This window comes from Nocardia sp. NPDC058244, assembly GCF_042882065.1.
Classification (GTDB): Bacteria; Actinomycetota; Actinomycetes; order Mycobacteriales; family Mycobacteriaceae; genus Nocardia.
In genome coordinates this window covers 150,839-174,772 of the sequence record NZ_JBHVWX010000005.1, presented here as the reverse complement: position 1 = coordinate 174,772, position 23,934 = coordinate 150,839, and the positions used below count along the sequence as shown (strand labels likewise).

The window sequence follows — 23,934 nt, the reverse complement described above, 5'->3', positions numbered from 1 at the left end:
CCTCCTCGCCGGAGCTGTCGGTGGGCATCGGTAGCGTCGCGTGCTGTGGAAACAGGGGAACGTATCCAGGAACTCGCCGATCGCATCGTGGCGCTGCGCGACGCCTACTACCAGGGCTCGCCACTGGTCGCCGATGCCGAGTACGACACGATCGAGGACGAGTTGCGCGCGCTGATCGCGGCGCACCCCGAACTCACGCCCGACCCGAACCCGCTCGACCAGGTCGGCGCGCCCGCGGTGCTGCACGCGCCGGTCCGGCACGCGCGGCCCATGCTGTCGCTCGAGAAGGCCACGAAACCCGAGCAGGTCGAGGCGTTCTTCCAGCGTTTCCCCGGGCAGCCGGTGGTGGTGATGCCGAAACTGGACGGCCTGTCGCTGTCGCTGGTCTTCGAGGACGGGCGCCTGGTGCGGGCGGTGACGCGCGGCGACGGCACCACCGGTGACGACGTGACCATGCTGGTCCGCGCCCTGGTCGACGGCGTTCCCGAGCGGATCGAGCTCCCCGGGCGCGTGGAGGTGCGCGGCGAGGCGGTGATGCTGCGGTCGACCTTCGCCGCCTACAACGCCGCCCACCCGGACAAACCGCTGATCAACCCGCGCAATGCCGCGGCGGGCACGCTGCGGGCCAAGGACCCGGCCACGGTCGCCGAACGCCGCCTGCAGTTCTTCGGCTTCGACCTCGACACCGACGACGGTGGTGCCGCCCACGATCTCGGCGCGGGGTTGCTGGCGCTGGGCGTGGAGGGTGCGCGGATGCGAGTGTGCGCCGACGCCACCGCGGCGCAGGCGGCGATCACCGAGATCGAGCAGGGCCGCAACGACCTGGACTACGACATCGACGGCGCGGTGCTGCGCCTGGCCGACCGGGACGCGTACTCGGCGGCCGGAACCCGGTCCAATTCGCCGCGCGGTGCGCTCGCGTTCAAGTTCGCGGCCGAGGAGAAGACCACGCTGCTGGCCGACGTCGTGTGGGATGTCGGCAAGACCGGCAAGATCGTCCCGGTCGCCTGGCTGGAACCGGTGTTCGTCGGCGGCACCACCGTCACCAAGGCCACACTGGCCAACCAGGAGGTGATCCGTGCCCGCGACATCAAGATCGGTGACACCGTGCTGGTGCGCCGCGCCGGTGACGTGATCCCGTTCGTGGCCGGCGTGCTCGACGCGGCGAAGCGCACCGGCGCGGAGCGCGAGATCGTGCCACCCACCGTGTGTCCGTCGTGCGGGCAGCCGGTGACCGAACAGGGCAACAGCCGAGAGCTGTTCTGTACCAACGTCGCCTGTCCCGCTCAGACGGTGCGCAGGCTCATCCACTGGGCCTCGCGCGCGGCGGCGGATATCGACGCCATCGGTCAGGTGTGGATCGAACGCCTCGCCGAGGCGGGCATCCTGGAGCACCCGTCGGACTTCTACACCCTCACCCAGGAGCGCCTGCTCGAATTCGATCGGATCGGCGAGGTGTCGGCCGCGCGGATGATCGAATCCATCGACGCGAGCCGCCGGGTCGGCCTGCGCCGCGCGTTGATCGGGCTGGCCATCCCGATGGCCTCCGACGGCACCGCCGCCAGGTTGGCCAGGGCGGGATTCGGCTCGCTGGAGGAGGTCGCCGACGCGGGCGAGGAACGGCTCGTCGCGGTGGACGACATCGGCCCGAAGGTCGCCGCCTCCCTGGTCGCGCACCTCACCCGGCTACGTCCGGAGCTGGACCGGTTGCGGGCGGCCGGTGTCGACCTGGACGTGCGCGAGGAAGACCTCGCCCCGGTCGTCGCGGCAGGCGCGCCGCTGGCGGGCAAGACGGTCGTCATCACCGGCGCCATCAGCGACCCGCGGTCGGGGGAGAAGGTCGCCCGCCCGACCTTCCAGCGGCTGTGCGAGCAGGCGGGCGCGACCGCGGCCTCCTCGGTCTCGGCCAACACCGATCTGCTCATCACCGGCGCCGGTGTCGGTGACAGCAAGCTGGCCAAGGCGGAGAAGCTCGGCGTGGAGGTCGTCGACCAGGGCGAGATCTGGAACCTGCTGATCGACGCCAAGGTCGTCTAGACCAGGCGCTCGGCGGCCCGGAGGTGGGCCGCCGAGCGCCGGTGCCGGCGTCACTCGTCCCGCGTCAGGATCTCGACGTAGCCGTCGGTGCCGTGCACGCGGATGCGCTGCCCGTCACGGATCAGCGTGGTGGCGTGCTCCACGCCGACGACGGCGGGCAGGCCGTACTCGCGGGCGATCACCGCGCCGTGGGTCATCAGCCCGCCGACCTCGGTCACCAGGCCGCGGATCGCGACGAACAGCGGAGTCCAGCTGGGGTCGGTATAGGCGGTCACCAGGATGTCGCCCGGGTCGAGGTCGGCCTGCCCGATATCGGACACGACGCGCGCGCGGCCCTCGATCGTCCCGGCGGAGACCGCCATCCCGGGCAGCGCGCCCGGCGGCAGGTCCGCGCGTCGATAGGCGCCGGTGAGCGCCTCGCCGTCGGAGGTGAGCACTCGGGGCGCTGTGAGCGACTGATACGAGCGGAACGCCTCCTTGCGCTCGTCGATGAGTTCGGCGTCGGCCCGCTGGGTGCGGACCACCTCGCCGAGCTCGTCGAACCGGAGGTAGTAGATGTCCTCGGGGTCGCGCAGCACGCCGTCGCGCACGAGCCGGTCGGCTTCGCGCAGCAGCGCCTGCTTGTAGACGAAGTAGCGGCTCACCATGCCGTATTTCGGATACTCCCGATACCCGGAGTACGTGCGGAGGCGATCGATCATCGCCGCGGTCTCCGTGGCTTTCGCTGCCCCGTCCGGGAGGGTGCGCACGCGCTCGAGGAGCCGGTGCTTCGCGTGCTCGGCTTCGCGCAGGCCGTCGTCGAAGCGCTGCTTGCCCGCGCCGGGCCCGAAGTTCTTGATATTGCCCAGGATCGTGGGTACGAGCGTGGTGGGGCTTTCGCTCCAGCGAGGCCGGGTGATGTCGATCTCGCCGACACAGCGCATGCCGTACCGGTCGAGGAACCCCTCCAGCGCGGCCCGGGCCGCAGCCCCACCGGCGCGTGCGCCCAGCTGATCGAGGAAGTCGTCGCGCTCCGCACCCGTCTGCTCCACCTCGCGCAGGTAGGCCACGACGTCCGGGTGTGGCCGGATCGTATCGGCGACGTCCAGCAGAGCCAGGCCCATCTCCGAGGTCACATTGCCCGGAACCGACTGCAGCAGTACGTCGGCGGCGTTCTTCTCGCCGAGCCAGTCCGACAGCCGGTCGTTGAGCCACTCGGTGGACTCCATCGCGGACATGATGGCCTGCAGGCTGCGCGGCGCGAACACCGTCCGCTGCAACTCCTGGATATCGGCCAGGAGGAAGTCGATCAGCGCCGGACCCGCGTAGGCCGGGATCTCGCGCCGCAGCGTGGCGATGGAGCCGTCGATATCGGCGACCAGTGCGGTGACGAGGGCGGGATCGGCCTCGATCGGCGCGCGGACCGCGCCCGGTGCGGGGACACCGGCGGGCGCGCGGACCCCGGTGTCCTCGGTCGCCGGGCGCAGGAAGTCATCGCGCTCGACCACGGACCGCAGCGCGTCCCCGATCAGCGGATCGGACTTGCCCAGCCCGTCGATGAGACCGGTGCGGATCGCCGGTGCCGCCAGCATCTCGGTGACATCGACGAACAGCCGACCGCCCGCGTCCCGCATCGGCGCGCGACTCGTCAACTGCCACAGCGAGATTCCCAGCGGCTTCATCGCGTCGGTCATCATCTGCTGGTGGCCCACCGACACGTAGACGCGGTTCTCCGCGTCGGCGGCCACCGGAACGGGGAACAGCGTGGTGATCGGCCTGCTCTGCACGATCCGCGGGTCCGGACCGTCCAGGCACCATTCGATGTCCTGCGGACTGCCGAAATGCGCTTCGATCCGGCGGCCGAGCCGGGCCAGCCGCAGCACCTCGGCCTCCGACAGCACGGGGTCGGTGCGGTGCTCCTCGGGAATCTCGCGCACCCGGGTGCCGCCCTCCGGCGCCGGCTCGACGGCGAGTTTCTTGGTGGCGATCGTCCGGTCGGTGACGGTGTCGTCGCGGACCCGGTAGATGTCGGCGTTGACGAGACCTGAGACGAGTGCTTCGCCGAGACCGAAGCCGGCATCGATGGAGACCACGGTCCGGTCGGAGGTGACGGGGTCGGCCGTGACCAGAATGCCCGAGGCACGCGGAAACACCATCCGCTGCACGACCACTGCCATCCGCACCGGCTGCTCGCCGAGGTCGTTGCGCAGTCGGTAGGTGACGGCCCGTTCGGTGAACAGCGAACCCCAGCACCGGCTGACGTGCGTGAGGATCGCCGCAGGTCCAACGACGTTCAGGAACGTGTCCTGCTGACCCGCGAACGACGCGGTCGGCAGGTCCTCGGCCGTTGCGCTGGACCGCACCGCGTAGGCGCCGTCGACCCCGAGCCGGGCGTGCGCGCCGAGGATCTCGGCCGCGATGTGCTCGGGCACGACGAGGTCTTCGAGCGCGCGGCGAACACGGGCGCTGGCGGTGGCGATACCCGCCCGGTCGTCGGCCGTGAGCCGCGACACCTCCTCGAACAGACCCTCGATCGAGGGTGCGCCCGCCACCGCCTCGGCGAAGGCTTCGGTCGTGACGCAGAAGCCCGCAGGCACGTCGACTCCGTCGATCCGGGCCAGTTCACCGAGGTTCGCGCCCTTGCCGCCGACGATCGCGACCCGGGTGCGATCGATCTCCCCGAAATCCAGTACATAGGCCATCCCCGCTACTCCTCACCTGGTGGTTTCGGTATTTCGCGAGCGATTATGGACCACGATTGCGCGCCTCATGAGGACCCGGATTCGTGTATACAGTAGAAGGGGGAGGCAAGCAGCCGATCGTTCAGCGGACTCCCGGGCGATCGGTGCGCAGCCGGGCATGCAGGTGCATGTCGTGATAGCCGTCGCGGTGGCGCCCAGCCCCGCGCAGCGTTCCTTCCAGGACGAATCCGCATTTGGCCGCCACCCGGCACGACGGCGGGTTGTGGACCGAATGCGTGAGCTGGATGCGGTCGAAACCGATGTCCTCGAACGCCCACCGGGTGAGGATGCGGGCGGCGCGGGGCGCTATCGCGTGACCGCGCCAGGCGGGCAGCGTCCAGTACGCGAGTTCGGTGTGGCCTTCGCCGAGGTCGCTGCGGCGCAAGCCGATCCGCCCCGCCACCTCGTCGTCGACGGTGACGGCCCACTGCCCGTTACCGGCCGACCACGCCGTGCGCCACCGCTCGATCCACCGGCGCACCTGGCCGACGGATTCGGCGGTGCGAACGTGCCAGCGGCTGATGGCCGCGTCCTGGAACGCCCGGTACACGATGGGCGCGTCGTCCTCGGCCCACGGCCGCAGGGTCAGGCCGTCGACGCCGGAGAGATGCGGTTGCGGTGTCGCGGCGAATCGATCGAGATCCACCACGGGCGGCAGCAGTTCGGGCATACCCCCAGTGTCCACGCGCCCCGGCGTCGATGTGGGACAGTCGATCTCAGATAATCGGCGGAACCTGCTCGGCGGGCAGGGGCGGCGGCGGTGGGGTGCCGTCGCCGAACGGGCGACCGCCCAGTTCCTCGCGGTGGTGCGGCGTCAGCCAGTTCGACAGCTCCGGCCCCGCCGGGATGATGCCGGTGGGGTTGATGTCGCGGTGGACGACGTAGTAGTGCTCCTTGATCTGACCGAAATCGATGGTGTCGCCGAAGCCGGGAGTCTGGAACAGATCGCGCGCGTAGGCCCACAGCACCGGCATCTCGGTGAGTTTGCTCCGGTTGCATTTGAAATGGCCGTGATAGACGGGATCGAAGCGGGCGAGTGTGGTGAACAGGCGCACGTCGGCCTCGGTGATGGTGTCGCCGACCAGGTAGCGCTGGGTGCTCAGCCGCTCGGTGAGCCGGTCGAGGGCGTCGAACAGGCGCGTGTAGGCGGTATCGTAGGCGTCCTGGGCGCCGGCGAATCCGCAGCGGTAGACGCCGTTGTTGACGTTGCGGAACACGTCGAGGTTGATCTCGTCGATCTCGTCCCGCAGCGGCTCCGGATACAGCTGTGGGGCGCCCTGGCGGTGGAATGCGGTCCACTCGGTGGAGAAGTCGAGGGTGATCTGGGCGTAGTCGTTGGTGGCCACCTGCCCGGTCGGGATGTCGACCACCGCGGGCACGGTGATCCCGCGCGGATAGTCGGGGAACCGGGCCAGATACGCGTCGCGCAGCCGGTGGATGCCCAGGACCGGATCGAACCCGCCCGGGTCCAGATCGAAGGTCCAGCTGAGCTTGTCGTGCGTGGGCCCGCACAGGCCCAGGGAGAGCACCGGCTCGAGGCCGAGCAACCGGCGCACGATCAGCGTGCGGTTGGCCCAGGGGCAGGCCCTGGCCGCGACGAGCCGGTAGCGCCCCGGTTCGACGGGGTAACCGTCGCGACCGTCGGCGGTGATCCGCGTCGTGATGTAGTTCGTATCGCGACGGAATTCGCCCGGCTCGACGTAGGTACCCGCATCGGCATCGCTCACCGGCCCAGTCTGGCAGACTCCTCGGCCGCCGGTTCCCGGACCGGACGCGCGGCCGCGTCGGTGTCCGCCAGCGCCCGGCGTACGCCGGTGGGCCCGAGCCCGCGCGACAGCCCGAGAATCAGTGCGGCACAACCGAGTCCGGACAGGACGAGGCTCGTCGCGAACAGGGCGGGATAGCCGGCGAGGTCGCCGATCACCCCGGCCGCCAGCCCCGCCACCCCTTGGACGACGACGATGGCGCAGGCGAGCAGGGTGTAGTCGCTGCCCGCGTGGTCGGTGTCGGCGGCGTCCATCATCAGCGCGAACACCGCGACGGTGGCGGCGCCGCCGAAGACGTGCTCGGCCAGGCTCGCGGTGACGAGCAGTTCGAATCCGCCGACGCCGAGGGCCGCGAACAGATACAGCGCGATGCTCGCGGTCTGGGTGACCCCGCCGATCAGCAGCGCGTGCCTGCGGCCGAAGCGGTAGGCGAGCCAGCCGCCGATGGCCGCGCCCGCCAGGGCGCCCGCCGAGGAGAGCACTCCCTTGATCAGCGCGATCTGGCCGAGATCGAGCCCGGCGTCGGACAGGAACGGGCCGGTCAGCGCCGAGGCCATCGAATCACCGAATTTGAACGCGCCGATCAGCGCGATGAACGCGAGGACGCCCGGCCTGCGCAGCCGGGTCCACCAGGTGCCGAGCAGGCGGGCCGGATGCGGGCGCGGCGGGCGGTCGGCGACCGGTTCGCGCAGCAGCCACACCGGCACCGTGGTCGCCACGATCAGCACCGCCATGGCGAGGAACAGCACCCGCCACCCGGCCAGAGCGAACAACCACAGCAGCGCCCCGCCGCCGACGATCATGCCGACGCGGTACGCGCCGACCTGGATGCCGTTGCCCAGTCCACGCTGGCGCGGACCGAGCAGACGCACGGCGAGCCCGTCGGTGGCCACGTCTTGGGTCGCCGACAGCAGATTCACCACCACGATGCCGACGAACAGCCACCGCAGCGACGACGACAGATCCAGGCAGGCCAGCAGCATCGCCACCGCGGCCGCGGACAGCTGCAACACCAGCAGCCACGTCCGCCGGGTGCCGTACCGGTCGACGTAGGGCGCCCAGAGGAACTTCAGCGCCCAGGGCAGGAACAGCACACCCGACGCGCTGATCGCCACCAGCGAATAGCCCGATTCGCGCAGCACCACCGGCAGCGCCTGGGTGAAGAAGCCGAACGGCAGACCCTGCGCGAAGTACAGCGCGGACAGCAGAACCAGCGTGCCGGTCGTGAAGTCACCCGGTCGGGTGGCGGTGCTCATGCCGACATCGTCGCAGAGACCCCGCCGGGGCACAGGTTCCCGGCTCGGCCTGATCGCAACGTGGCCCGGCCCGCTTTGCGATCCTGATGCGCGCAACCCGTGAGCGCGCGGGCCCGCGGCGTCATGGTGGGGGAATGACTTCCACAGAGACGAAACGCGTGGCCGATTCCGAACTGGACGACGTCTTCCGTCCCCTCTTCGACCGTATCGCCGAGGGCGCTGTCGCCCGCGAGACCGACCGTGCACTGGCGCATGCCGAGATCGCGGACCTGCGCGCGGCCCGCTTCGGCGCGCTGCGGGTGCCGGTGGAGTTCGGTGGCTACGGCGCGAGCGTGCGCCAGCTGTTCCGGCTGCTCATCGACCTCGCCGCCGCCGAATCGAATCTGCCGCAGGCCCTACGCGTGCACTTCTCCTTCGTCGAGGACCAACTGCTGGCGGACGCCGGACCGGCGCGCGAGCGGTGGCTGCGCGCGGTCACCGAGGGCACCCTGGTCGGCAACGCCATCACCGAACCCGGTGTCGGCGCGGTCGACCGGTATCGCACCCGGCTCACTCGCGACGGCGAGCACTGGCGGCTCGACGGCACCAAGTACTACAGCACCGGTTCGCTCTACGCCGACCACATCCTCGTCGCCGCCGACCGTGACGGCGAACGGGTCGGCGTGCTGGTCGGCGCGCAGGCCGACGGGGTGCGTCAACACGACGACTGGGACGGCTTCGGGCAGCGGCTCACCGCCAGCGGCACCACCGAATTCACCGCGGTGCGGGTCACCGAGGACCAGATCCTCGGCCCCGGCTACGGCGTGCCCGGACCCACCTACGCGACCGCCTACCTGCAGCTGGTCCAGCTCGCGGTGCTCGCGGGGATCGCCCAGCGCGCGGAAAGCGATGTGCGCGAGTGGGTCTCGCGACGCACGCGTGGCTACACCCATTCCGCCGCCGACCTGCCCCGGCACGATCCGCTGGTGCAGCAGGTGATCGGCACCCTGTCGGCGGCCGCGTTCTCGGCCCGCGCGAACGTGCTCGCGGTGGCCGAGCTGCTCGACGAGGTCCTCGCCGCCGGGGCGAAGGACGAGACCGCGCTCGTCGCGGTCGAACTCGCCGCGGCGCGAGCCCAGCTCGCGGTGATCGACACCGTGCTGCCCGCCACGAGCCTGCTGTTCGAGGTGGGTGGCGCGTCGATCGTGTCCGAGGGGCTGCGCCTGGACCGGCACTGGCGCAACGCGCGCACCATCTCCGTGCACAACCCCGCCATCCAGAAGGCAAGGGCGGTGGGCGATCACCTGCTCAACGGCACCGACCTGCCCTTCGGCTGGAGTGCGGGCGAGCGGGTCGCGGCCGACGGGCAGACGCGATGACCCGCCGGATCCGGTTCAACGCCTTCGACATGAACTGTGTGGCCCATCAGTCGCCCGGCCTGTGGCGCCACCCCGACGACCAGTCGCACCGCTACAAGGAGCTGAGCTACTGGACCGAGCTCGCCCAGCTGCTCGAACGCGGCCGCTTCGACGGCATCTTCATCGCCGACGTGCTCGGCGTCTACGACGTCTACGGCGGCAACGACCTCGCCGCGCTGCGGGAGGGCGCCCAGGTGCCGGTGGCCGATCCGCTGCTGCTGGTGACGGCGATGGCCGCGGTCACCGAGCATCTCGGCTTCGGCATCACCACCGGCACCGGCTTCGAGCACCCCTTCCCGTTCGCCCGGCGGCTGTCCACGCTGGACCACCTCACCGGCGGCCGGATCGGCTGGAACGTGGTCACCGGCTATCTGCCCTCGGCCGCCCGCAATCTCGGCGCCGACGACCAGCTCGACCACGACGACCGCTACGACCAGGCCGACGAGTATCTCGAGGTGCTCTACAAGCTCTGGGAGGGTTCCTGGGAAGACGACGCGGTGGTCCGCGATGTCGACCGCGGTATCTACGTGGACCCGGCGAAGGTGCACCACATCGGTCATCGCGGACGGCATTTCACCGTGCCCGGCATCCATCTGTCCGAGCCGTCACCGCAGCGCACCCCGGTGATCTACCAGGCGGGCGCGTCCCCGCGCGGGGTGCGTTTCGCCGCGGAGAACGCCGAGGCCGTGTTCGTGGCCGCACCGTCGAAACGGGTACTCGCCCAAACGGTGTCGCGGGTCAGGGACGCACTCGAGGCGGCGGGCCGTGACCGCTACGCGGCCCGGATCTACGCGCTGGCCACCATCGTCACCGATGCCACCGACGAGGCCGCCCACGCCAAGCACGCGGAGTACCTGTCCTACGCGAGTGTGGAAGGCGGGCTGGTGTTCATGTCCGGCTGGCTGGGGATCGACCTGTCGCGCTACGACCTCGACGACCCCATCGGCGACGTGCGGAGCAACGCCATCCAGTCGGCGGTCGCCGCGTTCCAGGAATTCGACGACGACGGCCGCGCGTGGACCGTGCGCGACATCGGCCGCTGGGCGGGTATCGGCGGCATGGGCCCGGTGTTCGTCGGGTCGGGGGAGACCGTCGCCGATCAGCTCCAGGACTGGGTGGCCGAGACCGACCTGGACGGGTTCAACCTGGCCTACGCGATCACCCCCGGCACCTTCGAGGACATCGTGCGGCACGTGGTCCCGGTACTGACCCAACGCGGCGCCTACGCCACCGAGTACGCGCCCGGCACCCTGCGGCAGGCGCTGTTCGGCGCGGGCGACCGGCTCCCGGCCGACCATCGCGGCGCGAGTTACCGGGTGGGCGGCCGGAATTCGACCGTCCTGCCCGACGCGGAGTCGCGACCGGGCTCGGTCGCCGCGGCCATCGATTCCCGCTGATCGCAACCCTGCTGCGGCGGAAGGGAATCGAGAACCATGTCGATATGACATCGCAGAATCCCGCTTCACGTTCCACGCGTTCGGCCGCGATCGTCGGCGCCGGACAGACCGGCGTCTCCGCGGCGCTAGGTTTGCTCGACGCCGGCTTCGAGGTCACGCTCTACAGCGACCGCGACCAACCGGCCCTCCGCGACGACGTCCCCGCCACCGGCACCGCCCTGGAATTCGGGGTGACCCAGCAGGCCGAATTGGCACTCGGCCTGGACACCTATACCGCCAGGGCGCCCCGGCACACCGGGCTCAGCGTCCGGATCGCCGACCCCGACCGCGCCGAGCTGATCGCCTTCGACGGCGTGTTCGACGGCTACGTCGGGGTCGCGGTCGACACCAGGCTCAAAGCCGACGAGCGGCTCACCGCGTTCCGCGAACGCGGTGGGCGCTTCGTCGTGGAGCAGGTCACCCCGGAATCCCTCGACGGAATCGCCGCCCGGCACGACCTGACTCTCGTGGCGACCGGCCGCGGTGGCCTGTCCGACCTGTTCCCCGTCGACACCGAACGGACCGTCTACGACGCGCCCCAGCGTTCGCTGCTCACGGTCACCGTCACCGGCCTCGGCCACGACCCGGGCGTGTTCGCCCATCGCAGTCCGGCGGGCGGCGGGCACAGCGGGTTCTCCATCTTCGCCGACCAGGGCGAGGGCTGGTGGGGGCCCTACCTGCACAAGGACGCCGGTCCGAGCTGGGCGTTCCTGGGCTGGGCCAGGCCGGGCAGCGACTGGGCGGCGCGGTTCGGGGCGGCCGATTCGGCGGCGTCGGCGCACCGGATCGTCACCGAGCTGTACCGCGACTACATCGACTGGGACCTGCCCGAGGTCCTGGCCACCCGGGTGATCGAGGACGACCCGCACTCGTGGCTGAAGGGCGCTGTCCGGCCGGTGGTCCGGGCCGGTGTCGGCCGGACCGCGAGCGGTCATCCGGTGGCATCGCTGGGCGACACCTCCGTCGCCTACGACCCGATCGCCGGGCAGGGCGCGCAGAGCGGACTGATCCAGGCGCAACGCCTGGTCGCCGCGGCCGCCGTACACGACGGTGCCTTCGACGAGGCTTGGATCGCCGCCCGCTATGGCGAGTTCCTCGCCGCGCGCAGCGATGCCGCCGCCAAGGTGACCCGGTTGTTCCTCAGCGACCCGGACTTCGCCGACATCGGCGGCCAGTTCTTCGCCGCCGCGGCGGTGGAGCCCCGATTCGCGAGCGCACTGGTCGGCCTGCTGCACCAGCCGCAGCCGTTCCTCGGCATCGACACCGCCGAGCAGGCGGGCGCCTACATCGAGGAGATCACCGGGGTGCCCGCGGCCGACGTGCTCGCCCGGTTCCAGCCCGCGGGCAGATTCGCCCGGTCCGAGTACGCGGGCGCGCTCACCCGCGCCTGAGCGTCACCCCGATTCCGCCGCGACCGGTCACCCTCCGGTCGCGGCGGATCACGGTGCGGTGCGCTGGAATTCGAAGGTGCCCGGCTTGTGCGGCGCGTCGGTGGTGAGCGTGCCGGTGATCCGCCCCGGCCCGGGATCGAACGAGATCTGGGTGCCGCCGGTCCCGTAGACCTGCTGCCGCACCGTACCGGTGGCGCCGGTGTCGAGATTGCGCCAGTTCACCGCTACCTCCACCGAGCATGGGCCGATCCCGTGCAGCGCGCTGACCAGGCCGAAATACGGGGTGTCCGGTCCGAAGACCGTCGCGAAATGGACATGCCCGACACACAGGCCGCCGCTGGTGAGGGTGATCGCGTCGTCGAGCAGGCCGCGGTCGGCCGCGGCGACGGGCGCGAGCGCGCCCACAGGTACCGCGACGACAGCCGCCGCGATCAGGGCCCGGATGGTCGTACCGCCGAGGTGCATGACATGCCTCTTCGTGTCGGTTGGCTGGAGAACCCGCCCGCGGTCACGGACGGCCACGCCGTTCGACCTTAGCGCGGCAGCGGCGGGAGACGACGAGGCGAAATCGGCGGGCCGTGGCCCGGCCTGCCGATAGCATCGGCCTCGCCGTCACGTTCCGTGTACCCAGGAGGCAGCCACATGTCGGACTACGAATCGCATGCGGGACAGCGGCCCGCGGCGTGGTATGAGAACTGGACCGAAGGGCCCGAGTCCCCGTGGCGCGACCGGCCCGACCCGAGCACCGAGCGGGAATACCGGACGCTGACCTACGAGCGGGACGGGCGCATCGCCCGGATCACCTTCGACCGGCCCGACAAGGGCAACGCGATCACCCCGGATACGCCGGTGGATCTCGCGCACGCGGTCGAGCGGGCCGATCTCGATCCGCGCGTGCACGTCATCCTGGTCTCGGGGCGCGGCAAGGGTTTCTGCGGCGGCTACGACCTGGACCTGTTCGCCGAGCGGGGTTTCGCGAGCGCGGGCGGTGCCGGCGAGGTCACCGGCACCGCGGTCGACCCGATCGCGCAGGCGGTCAACCACAATCCCTGGGGCACCTGGGATCCGATGCTCGACTACGCCATGATGAGCCGGTTCAATCGTGGCTTCGCCAGCCTGCTGCACGCGAACAAGCCGACCGTCGCCAAACTGCACGGCTTCGCGGTGGCGGGCGGGACCGATATCGCCCTCTACAGCGACCAGATCATCTGCGCCGACGACACCAAGATCGGCTATCCACCCACCCGGGTCTGGGGCATCCCGGCGGCGGGCATGTGGGCGCACCGCCTCGGTGACCAGCGCGCCAAGCGCCTGCTGTTCACCGGCGACTGCCTGACCGGCAAGCAGGCCGCCGAGTGGGGTCTGGCGGTGGAGTCCTGGCCCGCCGACGAACTCGACGCGCGGACCGAAGCCTTGGTGGAGCGGATCGCGCGGATGCCGGTCAATCAGCTCATGATGGCGAAACTGGCGCTGAACTCGAGCCTGCTGGCCCAGGGTGTCGCCAACTCTGGCATGGTCAGCACCGTCTTCGACGGTATCTCCCGGCACACCCGCGAGGGCTACGCTTTCCAACTCCGTTCGGCCACTGTGGGATTCCGGGAGGCGGTGCGGGAACGCGACGAACCGTTCGGCGACCACAAACGTGGTGCGGCGGGAGATCGGGACTGAGCCGCCGCCTGGTCCACGACACTCTGCACCGCGGCCATGGGTGCCGGCGGCGAGATAAAATTGGCACACGGTCGAGTCCGGGAATTCACCGAGGACACGGTGATCCTGGACGACGGCACCGAACTGCCCGCCGATCTCGTCGGCCGCGCCGATCGCCCCGCCCGGACCGCCCGGCCGACACCCGCCGGACAGCCTCCGGCTCCGCCGAACGTTCTCGCGGTACACCGGAACAGTTCAAGTTCCGGCCACCGCGGACCGACGCCCCAGCGGTACGGTTCCCGGCTCGGGCGTCGTCGTGCGGAAGGAGAGTCCGAGCGGATGGTTCGCCGGAACGAGGGGATCAGCCGGCGTGGTGCGCTGATCGCGGCGGGTGCCGCGATCGGTATCGGGGTGCTGGGGCAACCACCGCGAGCGGGCACGATCCGGCGCCCGCCGGCCGCCGATGCGCTGACCTCCGGGCAGCGGGCGGAGCTGGCGGAACGGGCGATCGTCTCCCGGCACGTGCGCGCGCTGTGGGGCCTGCCGCAGCGGAGTCTGGGCGCGCTGGTCTGGCCCGCGTCGCCGGTGGAACAGTCGTTCGGGCGCTGGTGCTACTGGTGGCAGGCCCACCTGGTGGACTGCGCGGTCGACGCCGCCCACCGCGACCCCACGCCCGCCCGTAAGGACCGGGTCGCCGCGCTCGCGCTCGGCATCCGCACCCGCAACATCACCGGCTGGACCAACCGGTACTACGACGACATGGCGTGGCTGGCGCTGGCGCTCGAACGCGCCGATCGGCTGCTGGGCATCCGGTTCGGTGACGCGATCGGTGACCTGCGGTCGGACCTGCTCGACGGCTGGAACGCGCAGGTCGGCGCGGTGCCGTGGCGGTCGGGCGACCCCTACTTCAACACCCCGGCGGTGGGGCCGACCGGGATCGCGCTGGCCCGGCTCGGCGATCTCGGCCGGGCACGGCAACTCGCCGAGTTCCTGCACACCCGCTTGCGCGACCCCGTCACCGGACTGACCCTCGACGGTGTCCACGAGCCCGACGGACAGGTGAACCGGACCATCCACACCTACTGCCAGGGCGTGGCGATCGGGCTGGAGACCGAACTGGCGGTGCGCACCGGCGACGCCGTCCACCGGGACCGCGCGGCGGCACTCGTCGCGGCGACGGCCACCGCGCTGACGAACGGGGGCGTGATCATCGCGGCCACCGCGAACGACTCCGGGCTGTTCATGGGCATCCTCGCCCGGTATCTGGCCGAAACCGCGCTGGCGCTGGGCGATGCCACCGCCGCGGCCATCGTGCGCGCCTCGGCGCGGGCCGCGTGGGAGCATCGCGCCGAGGTCGACGGGCTGCCGCTGTTCGGCATGGACTGGACCCGCCCGATCGCCGCGCCGGAGTATCCGAGCTCACTGCTCCATCTCGCCGGCACCGACGCGGCGTCGGCGGCGAACCTGAGCCGCGATCTGTCGGTGCAGCTGAGCGGGTGGATGCTGCTCGAGGCGGATCACCAGCTCACGGCCGCGGGACGATGAGCGGGGCCGTGGCGTGTCGGACCCCGATGCCACACTCGGCGGGTGCGATGGGCGGTGGCGGAGACGGGTGACGGTGGCGCCCGGCTGTGCCCGCTGGACCCCGACGGCAGGCCCGCGGGACCGATCCTCGACGAACCGTCGCTGGCCGAGGCCGTCCGCGCGCGTCCCGAGGTCGAGCGGTGGGTGTGGCGATCGACCGCCGAGATCTACCGGACCCTGCTGGCCGCCGGGGTGCGGGTCGAGCGCTGCTACGACGTCGAGGCCGCCGAGGCGCTGCTGATCGGACACGAGGAAGGTCAGTCCGGCCAGGCCAGGTCGCTGGCCGCCGCCTGGGCACGCCTGCACGGCCTGGCCGTCCCGCCGGACGCTCCCGTGCGCGCCGCCGAGACCCAGCCCTCCCTGTTCGACTCGGGCCCGGTGCCGCTGCCGCCGGGCACCGACGAATTCACCGCGCTGGTGGCGGTCTACGAGCGACAGGTCGCCCGGACCGCGCGGACCGAACGCCCGGAACGGATGCGACTGCTCCTGGCCGCCGAGTCCGCGGGCATGCTCGTCGCGGCCGAGATGGCCCGGTCCGGGATCCCGTGGCGCGCCGACATCCACCGCGCGCTGCTGGACACCATGCTGGGCGAACGCTTCCCGGGCACGCTGGAACCGCGCCGGATGGCGGAACTGGCCGACGAGGTGTCACGGGCCTTCGGCGGCGGGGTGCGGGTGCGGCCCGATCTGCCCAACGACATCGTCAAGGCCTTCTCCCGGGCCGGGATCATGGTGTCCTCCACCCGGAAATGGGAACTGCAGCAGATCGATCACCCGGCGGTCGCGCCACTGCTGGCCTACAAATCCCTGTACCGCGTGCACACCGCGCACGGGTGGTCCTGGCTCGAACAGTGGGTGCACGGCGGCCGCTTCCGCCCCGAATACCTGCCCGGGGGAACGGTGTCGGGCCGCTGGACGACCAATGGCGGTGGCGCCCTGCAGATTCCGAAGGTGATCCGGCAGGCGATCCGCGCCGACCCCGGTTGGTCGCTGGTCGTGGCCGACGCCGCGCAGATGGAACCGCGGATCCTGGCCGCGATCTCGCGCGACCCGGCTCTGATGGAGGTGACCGGTCGCGGCGAGGACCTCTACGCCGACCTGGCGACCCGGGGCTTCGGCGGCGATCGCGCGCAGGCCAAACTCGCGCTGCTCGGCGCCATCTACGGGCAGACCTCGGGCGACGCCCTCACCCATCTGGCGGGCCTGCGCAGGCAGTATCCCGCCGCGGTGGCCTATGTCGACGACGCGGCGCACGCGGGGGAGGAAGGCCGGCTGGTGCGCACCTGGCTGGGCCGCACCTGCCCGCCGGTGACGGCGACGTCCCCGGATCTCGCCGAGGAGAACGGCGCGGTCTTTACCGGGACGCCGGCGGCGCGAGCACGTGGCCGGTTCACCCGGAACTTCGTGGTCCAGGGCAGCGCCGCCGACTGGGCGCTGCTCGTCCTGGCGGCGATCCGCCAGGCGATCGCGAGCGCGGGACTGCGCGCCGAGATGGTCTTCTTCCAGCACGACGAGGTGATCGTGCACTGCCCGGAGGAGGAGGCCGCGACGATCGTCGACGTGATCGCCACCGCCGCCGACACCGCGGGCCGGCTCGCCTTCGGGCCCACCCCGGTGCGGTTCCCGTTCACCACCGCGGTGGTGCAGTGCTACGGCGACGCGAAATGAGCTGTCGCCGAGCCGTTCCGGCTACCCGGTGCTGAACCATCCGCCGATGGCCGGGGCGGTGTTGTGCCAGAGGTGCTTGGTCTCCTGGTATTCGGCAAGTCCCGTCGGCCCGAGTTCGCGGCCGATGCCGGAGCGGCCGAACCCGCCCCATTCGGCGGCGGGCGTGTAGACACCGAAGTCGTTGAGCCACACCGTGCCGTGCCGCAGGGCGCGCAGCACCCGTTCGCCGCGCGCCGGGTCGGCGGTGCGGACACCGGCGGCCAGGCCGTAGGCGGTGTCGTTGCCCAGCGCGACGGCCTGGGCCTCGGTGGTGAAGCGTTCCACCGTGAGGATCGGGCCGAAGGTCTCCTCCTGGACGATGCGCATCGAGCGGTCGCAGTCGTCGAAGATGGTGGGCAGGTAGTAGCTGCCCGCCGCCAGCGCGGGGTCGTCGGGGCGGCGGCCACCCGCGACCAGCCGTGCACCTTCCGAAAGTCCCAGCGCGACATACGCTTCCACCTTCGCGCGATGCTCGGGGGAGACCAGCGGGCCGGTCTGCGACGACGGGTCCCGGCCCGGACCCACCCGGATCGCGGCCGCGCGGCGCGCGAGCTCGGCTACGAGCTCGTCGGCGATCGAGGCGTGCACGATGAGCCGGGTGCCCGCCGAGCACACCTGCCCGGAATGCAGGAAGGCACCGGTGAGCACCGCGTCGACGGCGCTGTCGGGGTCGGCGTCGGCGAAGACGAGATGTGGGTTCTTGCCGCCGAGTTCGAGGGCGACGCGGGTGACGTGCCGGGCCGCCCGGCTCGCGATCTCCGCCCCGGTGCTCGCGCCGCCGGTGAACGAGATCAGGTCGACGTCCGGGCTGTCGGTGAGCGCCGCACCCACCACCTCGCCGCTGCCCGGCACGAGATTCACCACGCCGGCGGGCACCCCGGCCCGGTCGATCAACCGCACCAGCGCGATCGTCGACAGCGGCGTGACCTCACTGGGCTTGACCACCACGGTGCACCCGGCCGCCAGCGCGGGCGCGATCTTCCACGACATCTGCAGCAGCGGATAGTTCCACGGCGCGATGAGCGCGCACACCCCGACCGGTTCGTGCACGACGCGGCTGATCACCGCCGGGTTCCCGGTGTCGACGAGCCGGTCGGTGTCGAGGGTGACCAGGTGCGCGTAGTAGCGGAACACCGCGATCACGTCGTCGATGTCGAGGTGGCTCTCGCGCAGGGTCTTGCCGGTGTCGGCCGTCTCGATCCGGGCCAGGTCGTCACGATGGGCGTCGAGCAGCTCGGCGATCCGGAGCAGCAGGGCCGATCGTTCGGCCTTCGGTGTCGCGGGCCAGTCACCGGTCGCGAAGGCGGCGCGCGCGGCCGCGATCGCCGCCGACACGTCGGCGGGGCCCGCCTCGTCGACGATGGTGAGGACGCCACCGTCGGCCGGATCGTGGACGGCTCTGGTGCCGCCGTCGACCGGCCGCACCCAGCGCCCGTCCAGGTAGAGACCTGGGGAGCGCAGGAGCGGCTCGTCGGTGAGGACCATCGGGGAATCTGCCTCTCGCTCGAGCCGGGTGTGCGCCGACCAACGTACGCGACGCCGCGCAGTAGCAGGTCCACGGCGTCGGACGGGGGTTCCGCTCGCAGTGAGTCCAATCCTGTTCCCGCCGTGGCACGGATGGTTTCGTAGGACCGGATCGTCCCGGTTCGAGCGAGAGGCCCCGTATGTCCGTCGATGACGCCACCGTCCCCGCGACCGGTGTGCGGGTGGTCAAGCTCGGCGCGCACCTCGGTGCGCGGATCGAGGGCGTGCGGCTCGGCGGTGCGCTCGACGCGCGGACCGTCGCCACGGTGCGGGCCGCGCTGCACGAGCACAAGGTGATCTTCTTCCGCGATCAGCACCACCTCACCGAGGACGGGCAGTACGAGTTCGCGCGGCTGCTCGGTACCCCGACCACGCCACACCCCACCGTCACCTCGGCGGGGGCGAAGAGCCTGGCCATCGACTCGCACCAGACCCGCTCCAATGTCTGGCACACCGATGTCACCTTCGTCGACCGGGTGCCCAGCGCCTCGATCCTGCGCGCCGTCGCGCTGCCCAGCTACGGCGGCTCGACCACCTGGGCCTCGACCGTCGCCGCCTACGACGCGCTGCCCGCACCGTTGAAACTGCTGGCCGAGAACCTGCGCGCCCGGCACACCAACCGCTACGACTACGCCGCCGACATCGAGGACCGGCCCGACGACAAGGACCGCGCCTACCGCGGCGAGTTCGAGTCGACCTACTTCGAGACCGAGCATCCCGTCGTCGAGGTGCATCCCGAGACCGGTGAGCGCGCCCTGCTGCTCGGCTGCTTCGTGAAGGAGATCGTCGGGCTGTCGAGCTCGGAATCGCGGGCGCTGTTCCGGCTGCTCCAGGATCGGGTGACCCGGCTCGAGCACACCACCCGCTGGGACTGGTCGCTCGGTGACGTCGCCGTCTGGGACAACCGCGCCACCCAGCACTACGCCGTCGACGACTACGACGGCCGCGAGCACCGCAGGCTGACCCGCATCACCCTGGCCGGCGCGGTCCCGGTGGGCGTCGACGGCACGCCGAGCACGGTGATCGCGGGCGACGCCGCCGGCTACGCGAGTGCCCCGCACCGGCGCGCGGCGTAGGAATCGACCGGCATCGCAACACCTCCAGAACTTCGGGTCCCCGGCCGAACGCACGTCATGGACTACCCTTCGACGACACGTACGTCCGGTGATCACGCGCGCACAGGTCCTGACCGGCCCGGCTCGACGATGGGATTCCCGTGAACTTGTGGAACTATGTCCGGGGTCGGGGGGAGCTGCTGACCTTCCTGACCTACCAGCACGCCTCGCTGGCCTTCCAGACCGTGCTGGTCGGCACCCTCGTCGCCGTCCTCGTCGCGGTGGCCGTCTACCGCCTGCCGCTGGCCTCGGCGCTGACCCTCACCTCGAGCCGGGTCGCGTTGACCATTCCCTCGCTGGCCCTGCTGGCGCTGCTGCTGGTGCCGTTCGGGCTCGGCGTGGTGCCGTCGTTCATCATGCTGGCCTTCTTCGCGGCGCTCCCGGTGATCGGCAACGCCATCGTGGGACTGCGGTCGGTGCCGCCCTCGGTGATCGAATCCGCGCGCGGCATCGGATTGTCGCGATGGCGGATCCTGCTGACGGTCGAGTTCCCGATCGCGTGGCCGGTGATCCTCACCGGTATCCGCGTATCCACCCAGATGATCGTCGGCGTGGCGGCCATCGTCGCCTATGTGCTCGGCCCCGGACTGGGCTCGCTGATCTTCAACGGCCTGTCCCGCCTCGGCGGCGCCAACGCCCTCGAGATGGCGCTGACCGGCACCATCCTCATCGTCGCGATCGCGTTGGTGTTCGACGCGCTGCTCGTCCTGCTCGGACGGCTCACGATTGCCGAAGGACTGACATGACCGAAGTGACCAGCCAGCCCGCCCCTGCCACGCCGGAGCGCACCGTGACCGGGGCGTCGATCACGCTCGACGGTGTCGTCAAGCGGTACAAGGGGCAGGAGGTGCCCGCGGTGCGGCGGCTCGACCTGGAGATCGACGCCGGCGACATCGTCGCCTTCGTCGGGCCTTCGGGCTGTGGCAAGACCACCACGCTGAAGATGATCAACCGGCTGATCGAGCCGTCCGAGGGCCGGATCTTCATCGGCGGCCGCGACGTCACCAGGGAAGACCCCGACAAGCTGCGCCAGTCGATCGGCTATGTGATCCAGTCCGGCGGCCTGTTCCCGCACTGGTCGGTGGCCAAGAACATCGGCGCCATTCCGCGGGTGCTCGGCTGGGACAAGAAGCGCATCGCCGAACGCACCGAGTACCTGCTGGATCTGGTCGGTCTCGATCCCGCCACCTTCGCCGACCGGCTGCCCAAGGACATGTCCGGCGGCCAGCAGCAGCGCGTCGGCGTGGCCCGCGCGCTCGCCGCCGACCCGCCCGTCCTGCTGATGGACGAACCGTTCGGCGCGGTCGACCCGATCACCCGGGTTCGCCTGCAGGACAGCCTGATCGCGATCCAGCACGAACTCGGCAAGACCATCGTGATCGTCACCCACGACTTCGAGGAAGCCACCAAGCTCGGCGACAAGGTGCTCATCCTGTCCGAGGGTGGGCACGTCGAGCAGTACGCGCGCCCGGAGGAGATCCTCACCGATCCCGCGACACCGTTCGTGGAGGAATTCGTCGGCTCCGGCGCGAAACTGGCGTATCTGACGGTCTCGCGGGTGCGCGATGTCGCCTACGACCCGGTGACCACGGCGCGCATCGGCGAACCGGCGCAGGCGGTGATCCAGCGGGCCAGGGCGGCCGGGCACACCTGGGTCGTGGTCGTCGACGCGGCGGGCAGGCCGCGCTCGTGGCCCTCGCTCACCGAAGTCGCCAGCAAGCCCGAGGTCTCCGACTATCTGGACCGCAGGCTGCCGGTGGTCGCGCAGTCCTCCACGCTCAACGACGCGCTCGACGCGATGCTGGCCGCCAGTCAGGGCGCCACCCTCGTCACCGACGGGCGCGGCGCGGTCGTCGGCTCGCTGAGCATCGGGTCGGTGACCGAGGTGATCCAGACGAAGCTGGCCGAGAATCACGCCACCGAGCCCGCGTCCTCGTACGAGACCTATGTCGACGGGTCCGACCCGACCCCGACCCCGGTCGTCGCCGCCGACGACGGCACCGCACCGGCCGAACCGTCATGAGCAGGCTGCGTCGGGTGCCGATCGACGTGTGGTTCGAGCCGATCATCATCGTGGTGGTCGGCCTGGGCTACCTGCTCTGGTACCGGTCGACGACCTTCACCGCGACCGAGCAGGCCTCCCTCGGCTGGGACAACCTGCAGACCACTATCGCCGAACACATCCGGCTGACGGTGGTCGCCACGCTGATCGTGGTGCTGGTGGCGATTCCGCTCGGTATCGCGCTGACCAGGCCCGCGCTGAAGCGATTCGAGCCGATCGCGGTCAATATCGCCAATATCGGGCAGGCCGCGCCCGCGGTGGGCCTGCTGGTGCTGTTCACGTTCTGGCTCGGCACCGGATTCCGCACCGCGATCGTGGGTTTGGTCGTGTACGCGGTGCTGCCGATCCTGCAGAACACGATCGTCGGCCTGCGGCAGGTGGATCAGCGCACCATCGAAGCGGCGCGCGGCATCGGCTTCTCCGCCGCGCGCACGCTGGTGCAGGTCGAGCTGCCGCTGGCGGTGCCGGTGATCCTCAACGGGGTGCGCACGGCGCTGGTCATCCTGGTCGGCACCGCGACGCTGAGCACGTTCATCGGCGCGACCAGCCTGGGCACCCTGATCACCACCGGCGTCACGCTGTTCCTGCCCAAGCTGCTGATCTCCGGTGCTGTCCTGGTCGGGCTGCTGGCGTTGATCATCGACTGGCTCGGCCGACTCGTCGAACTGGCCGCGACCCCGCGAGGTGTCTCATGAGACGACGGCTGGTTCCGGTGCTCGTGGCCGGTCTGACCCTGCTCACCGGATGCGGATTGGTGAGCTCGTCGGGCACCTTCCACGACGCGAGCCTGCCCGGCGGCGACCGCCCGCTCGACGGCGCGGACATCGTGGTGACGTCGAAGAGCTTCACCGAGGGTGTGCTGCTCGGCAAGATCACCGCGACCTATCTGGCCGCGGCGGGTGCCTCGGTCACCGACCTGACCGGCGCGCCGGGCTCGGCCTCCTCCCGCCAGGCCCAGCTCAACGGCGACGCGGACGTGCTCTGGGAGTACACCGGCACCGGGTGGGTGAACTACCACAACGAGACCGAGACGATCGCCGACCCGCAGGAACTGTGGCAGCGCGTCCACGACGTCGAGAAGCGCGACTACGACCTGGAATGGCTCCCACCGGCCAACTTCAACGACACCTACGCCTTCGCCGCGTCGGCGCCGACCGCCCAGCGACTGGGCGTGCGGTCGCTGACCGAGGCCGCCGCCCTGCCGGTGGCCGAGCGCACCTTCTGCGTCGACGACGAATTCTTCAGCCGCTCCGACGGTTTCCTGCCGATGCTGGAGAAGTACGGCATCCCGTACAACGATCCGAACGGCGTGCCCTCGGGCAATGTCACCCGGATGGACGCCGGCGTCGTCTACACCGCGACCGCCAAGAGCCAGCCCTGCAATTTCGGCATGGTCTACACGACGGACGGCCGTGTCAAGAACCTGAACCTGACCGTCCTCGACGACGACAAGAAGTTCTTCCTGCCCTACAGCGGCACGGCCGTGGTCCGCGGCGTGGTCATCGAGCAGCACCCCGAGCTCCGGGCCCTGCTCGGCACCATCTCCGAGCGGCTGACCGACGAACTGATGCAGGACCTCAACGGCCGCGTCGACATCGACGGCGAGGACCCGTCCGATGTCGCCTACGACTGGTTGAAGAGCGAGCGTCTGATCGAGTAGCGGGGTCACCGGTTACGAGACGCTTGATATCGAAACTAACAGTTTCGTATGCTGCCCTCATGGTGACGGTGAAACGCGGGGATGTCCGTACGCGCGAGCGGCGGATCGACGAACGCAGTGACTGCACGCTGAGCGCCCGGTTCGCGTCGACCTGCCCGGCGACGGAGCGCGCGGTGGTCGCACTCTGCTCGACCGCGCGATCCGCCGTGGCGAGCTGCGTTGCCGCCCCGATCCAGCGATCACCAGGTCGCTGCTCCTCGCGCCGCTGTTCGCGTGGCTGAGCGTGCTCGACGAGGCGCCGTCGTACGCAACCGAACTCGCGTGCATAGTTGCACTCGCTGCTTCGGAAGCCTTGGTTGCCAACGACCGCCTGTCGACCCGGTGAGGTGCCGTCGACGATTTCTCGGTCGAGTGTGGGGCGGCGCTGCTTCCCGGGCGTTCCGGCACACCCGCGACCTGGATGCGGCACCGACGCGGACCGAGATGTTGTGCCTCATCGCCCTCGCCCAGGTCGTCTGCGCACCGCTCGCCACGATGAACTTCGGTCCGGCGGACGGGGTCGTCTGTCCCGCATCGGCATCCGAGGTGACGAGGCCGATGTCCGGGTTCCCGCCGCGACCGCTCGAGGCGTC

At 70.8% G+C, this 23,934-nt stretch carries 18 protein-coding genes; 12 read left to right on the top strand and 6 right to left on the bottom strand.

Annotated features, from left to right (window positions below; genetic code table 11):
- Window positions 1-45: 45 nt before the first annotated feature.
- Window positions 46-2,037, top strand: a complete 1,992-nt coding sequence (ligA, locus tag ACFVW6_RS17155) for an NAD-dependent DNA ligase LigA (protein WP_378828516.1) — start codon at window positions 46-48, stop codon at window positions 2,035-2,037.
- A gap of 50 nt (window positions 2,038-2,087) precedes the next feature.
- Here ligA and rph read toward each other — a convergent pair whose 3' ends face one another.
- The 4 genes from rph to ACFVW6_RS17135 form a co-directional block, all read right to left on the bottom strand.
- Window positions 2,088-4,718, bottom strand: coding sequence for a rifamycin-inactivating phosphotransferase (gene rph / locus ACFVW6_RS17150; RefSeq protein WP_378828514.1), 2,631 nt, complete (start codon window positions 4,716-4,718; stop codon window positions 2,088-2,090).
- Window positions 4,719-4,839: 121 nt separating this feature from the next.
- Window positions 4,840-5,427, bottom strand: coding sequence for a GNAT family N-acetyltransferase (locus ACFVW6_RS17145; RefSeq protein ID WP_378828512.1), 588 nt, complete (start codon window positions 5,425-5,427; stop codon window positions 4,840-4,842).
- A 46-nt stretch (window positions 5,428-5,473) separates the two neighbouring features.
- Window positions 5,474-6,484 (bottom strand): glutathione S-transferase family protein, encoded by a 1,011-nt coding sequence (locus tag ACFVW6_RS17140; protein WP_378828510.1) that lies wholly within the window; start codon window positions 6,482-6,484, stop codon window positions 5,474-5,476.
- Complete coding sequence (locus tag ACFVW6_RS17135; RefSeq protein WP_378828508.1) at window positions 6,481-7,779, bottom strand: MFS transporter; 1,299 nt, start codon at window positions 7,777-7,779, stop codon at window positions 6,481-6,483. Before ACFVW6_RS17135 ends, ACFVW6_RS17140 begins: the two co-directional genes overlap by 4 nt.
- Before the next feature lie 134 nt (window positions 7,780-7,913).
- Between ACFVW6_RS17135 and ACFVW6_RS17130 the strand changes: the two genes are divergently transcribed.
- The 3 genes from ACFVW6_RS17130 to ACFVW6_RS17120 are packed head-to-tail and all read left to right on the top strand — an operon-like array spanning window position 7,914 to window position 12,003.
- The gene (locus ACFVW6_RS17130) at window positions 7,914-9,137 is read left to right on the top strand and encodes an acyl-CoA dehydrogenase family protein (RefSeq protein WP_378828506.1); all 1,224 of its coding nucleotides are present in this window, start codon (window positions 7,914-7,916) and stop codon (window positions 9,135-9,137) included.
- Window positions 9,134-10,573 (top strand): LLM class flavin-dependent oxidoreductase, encoded by a 1,440-nt coding sequence (locus tag ACFVW6_RS17125; RefSeq protein WP_378828504.1) that lies wholly within the window; start codon window positions 9,134-9,136, stop codon window positions 10,571-10,573. Before ACFVW6_RS17130 ends, ACFVW6_RS17125 begins: the two co-directional genes overlap by 4 nt.
- A gap of 44 nt (window positions 10,574-10,617) precedes the next feature.
- Window positions 10,618-12,003: a styrene monooxygenase/indole monooxygenase family protein gene (locus ACFVW6_RS17120; RefSeq protein ID WP_378828502.1), complete on the top strand. Its 1,386-nt coding sequence runs from the start codon at window positions 10,618-10,620 to the stop codon at window positions 12,001-12,003.
- Window positions 12,004-12,051: 48 nt separating this feature from the next.
- Here ACFVW6_RS17120 and ACFVW6_RS17115 read toward each other — a convergent pair whose 3' ends face one another.
- Entirely contained in the window at window positions 12,052-12,468 is a 417-nt protein-coding gene (locus ACFVW6_RS17115) for a hypothetical protein (RefSeq protein WP_378828500.1), read from the bottom strand.
- A gap of 177 nt (window positions 12,469-12,645) precedes the next feature.
- Between ACFVW6_RS17115 and ACFVW6_RS17110 the strand changes: the two genes are divergently transcribed.
- The 3 genes from ACFVW6_RS17110 to ACFVW6_RS17100 all read left to right on the top strand — a co-directional run bounded on the left by ACFVW6_RS17110 (window position 12,646) and on the right by ACFVW6_RS17100 (window position 16,902).
- Window positions 12,646-13,671 (top strand): crotonase/enoyl-CoA hydratase family protein, encoded by a 1,026-nt coding sequence (locus ACFVW6_RS17110; RefSeq protein WP_378828498.1) that lies wholly within the window; start codon window positions 12,646-12,648, stop codon window positions 13,669-13,671.
- Window positions 13,672-13,989: 318 nt separating this feature from the next.
- Entirely contained in the window at window positions 13,990-15,195 is a 1,206-nt protein-coding gene (locus ACFVW6_RS17105; RefSeq protein ID WP_378828496.1) for a glycoside hydrolase family 76 protein, read from the top strand.
- A gap of 42 nt (window positions 15,196-15,237) precedes the next feature.
- Window positions 15,238-16,902: a bifunctional 3'-5' exonuclease/DNA polymerase gene (locus ACFVW6_RS17100; protein WP_378828494.1), complete on the top strand. Its 1,665-nt coding sequence runs from the start codon at window positions 15,238-15,240 to the stop codon at window positions 16,900-16,902.
- A gap of 21 nt (window positions 16,903-16,923) precedes the next feature.
- Here the strand turns inward: ACFVW6_RS17100 and ACFVW6_RS17095 are convergent, their stop codons facing one another.
- Window positions 16,924-18,426, bottom strand: a complete 1,503-nt coding sequence (locus tag ACFVW6_RS17095) for an aldehyde dehydrogenase family protein (protein ID WP_378828492.1) — start codon at window positions 18,424-18,426, stop codon at window positions 16,924-16,926.
- A 179-nt stretch (window positions 18,427-18,605) separates the two neighbouring features.
- On the opposite strand from ACFVW6_RS17095, the gene ACFVW6_RS17090 reads away from it, so the two are divergent.
- From ACFVW6_RS17090 to ACFVW6_RS17070, 5 genes are all read left to right on the top strand, one after another.
- Window positions 18,606-19,541: a TauD/TfdA dioxygenase family protein gene (locus ACFVW6_RS17090; RefSeq protein ID WP_378828490.1), complete on the top strand. Its 936-nt coding sequence runs from the start codon at window positions 18,606-18,608 to the stop codon at window positions 19,539-19,541.
- Window positions 19,542-19,681: 140 nt separating this feature from the next.
- Window positions 19,682-20,326 carry an ABC transporter permease gene (locus ACFVW6_RS17085; protein ID WP_355272404.1) on the top strand — a complete coding sequence of 215 codons (645 nt, stop codon included), beginning with the start codon at window positions 19,682-19,684 and terminating at the stop codon, window positions 20,324-20,326.
- A complete protein-coding gene (locus tag ACFVW6_RS17080; RefSeq protein ID WP_378828486.1) occupies window positions 20,323-21,603 on the top strand; it encodes an ATP-binding cassette domain-containing protein in 1,281 nt (426 codons plus the stop codon). Before ACFVW6_RS17085 ends, ACFVW6_RS17080 begins: the two co-directional genes overlap by 4 nt.
- Window positions 21,600-22,337 carry an ABC transporter permease gene (locus tag ACFVW6_RS17075; protein ID WP_355272401.1) on the top strand — a complete coding sequence of 246 codons (738 nt, stop codon included), beginning with the start codon at window positions 21,600-21,602 and terminating at the stop codon, window positions 22,335-22,337. Before ACFVW6_RS17080 ends, ACFVW6_RS17075 begins: the two co-directional genes overlap by 4 nt.
- Window positions 22,334-23,302, top strand: a complete 969-nt coding sequence (locus ACFVW6_RS17070) for a glycine betaine ABC transporter substrate-binding protein (RefSeq protein ID WP_355272400.1) — start codon at window positions 22,334-22,336, stop codon at window positions 23,300-23,302. The genes ACFVW6_RS17075 and ACFVW6_RS17070 overlap by 4 nt, the downstream gene beginning before the upstream one ends.
- The last annotated feature ends 632 nt before the right edge of the window (window positions 23,303-23,934 follow it).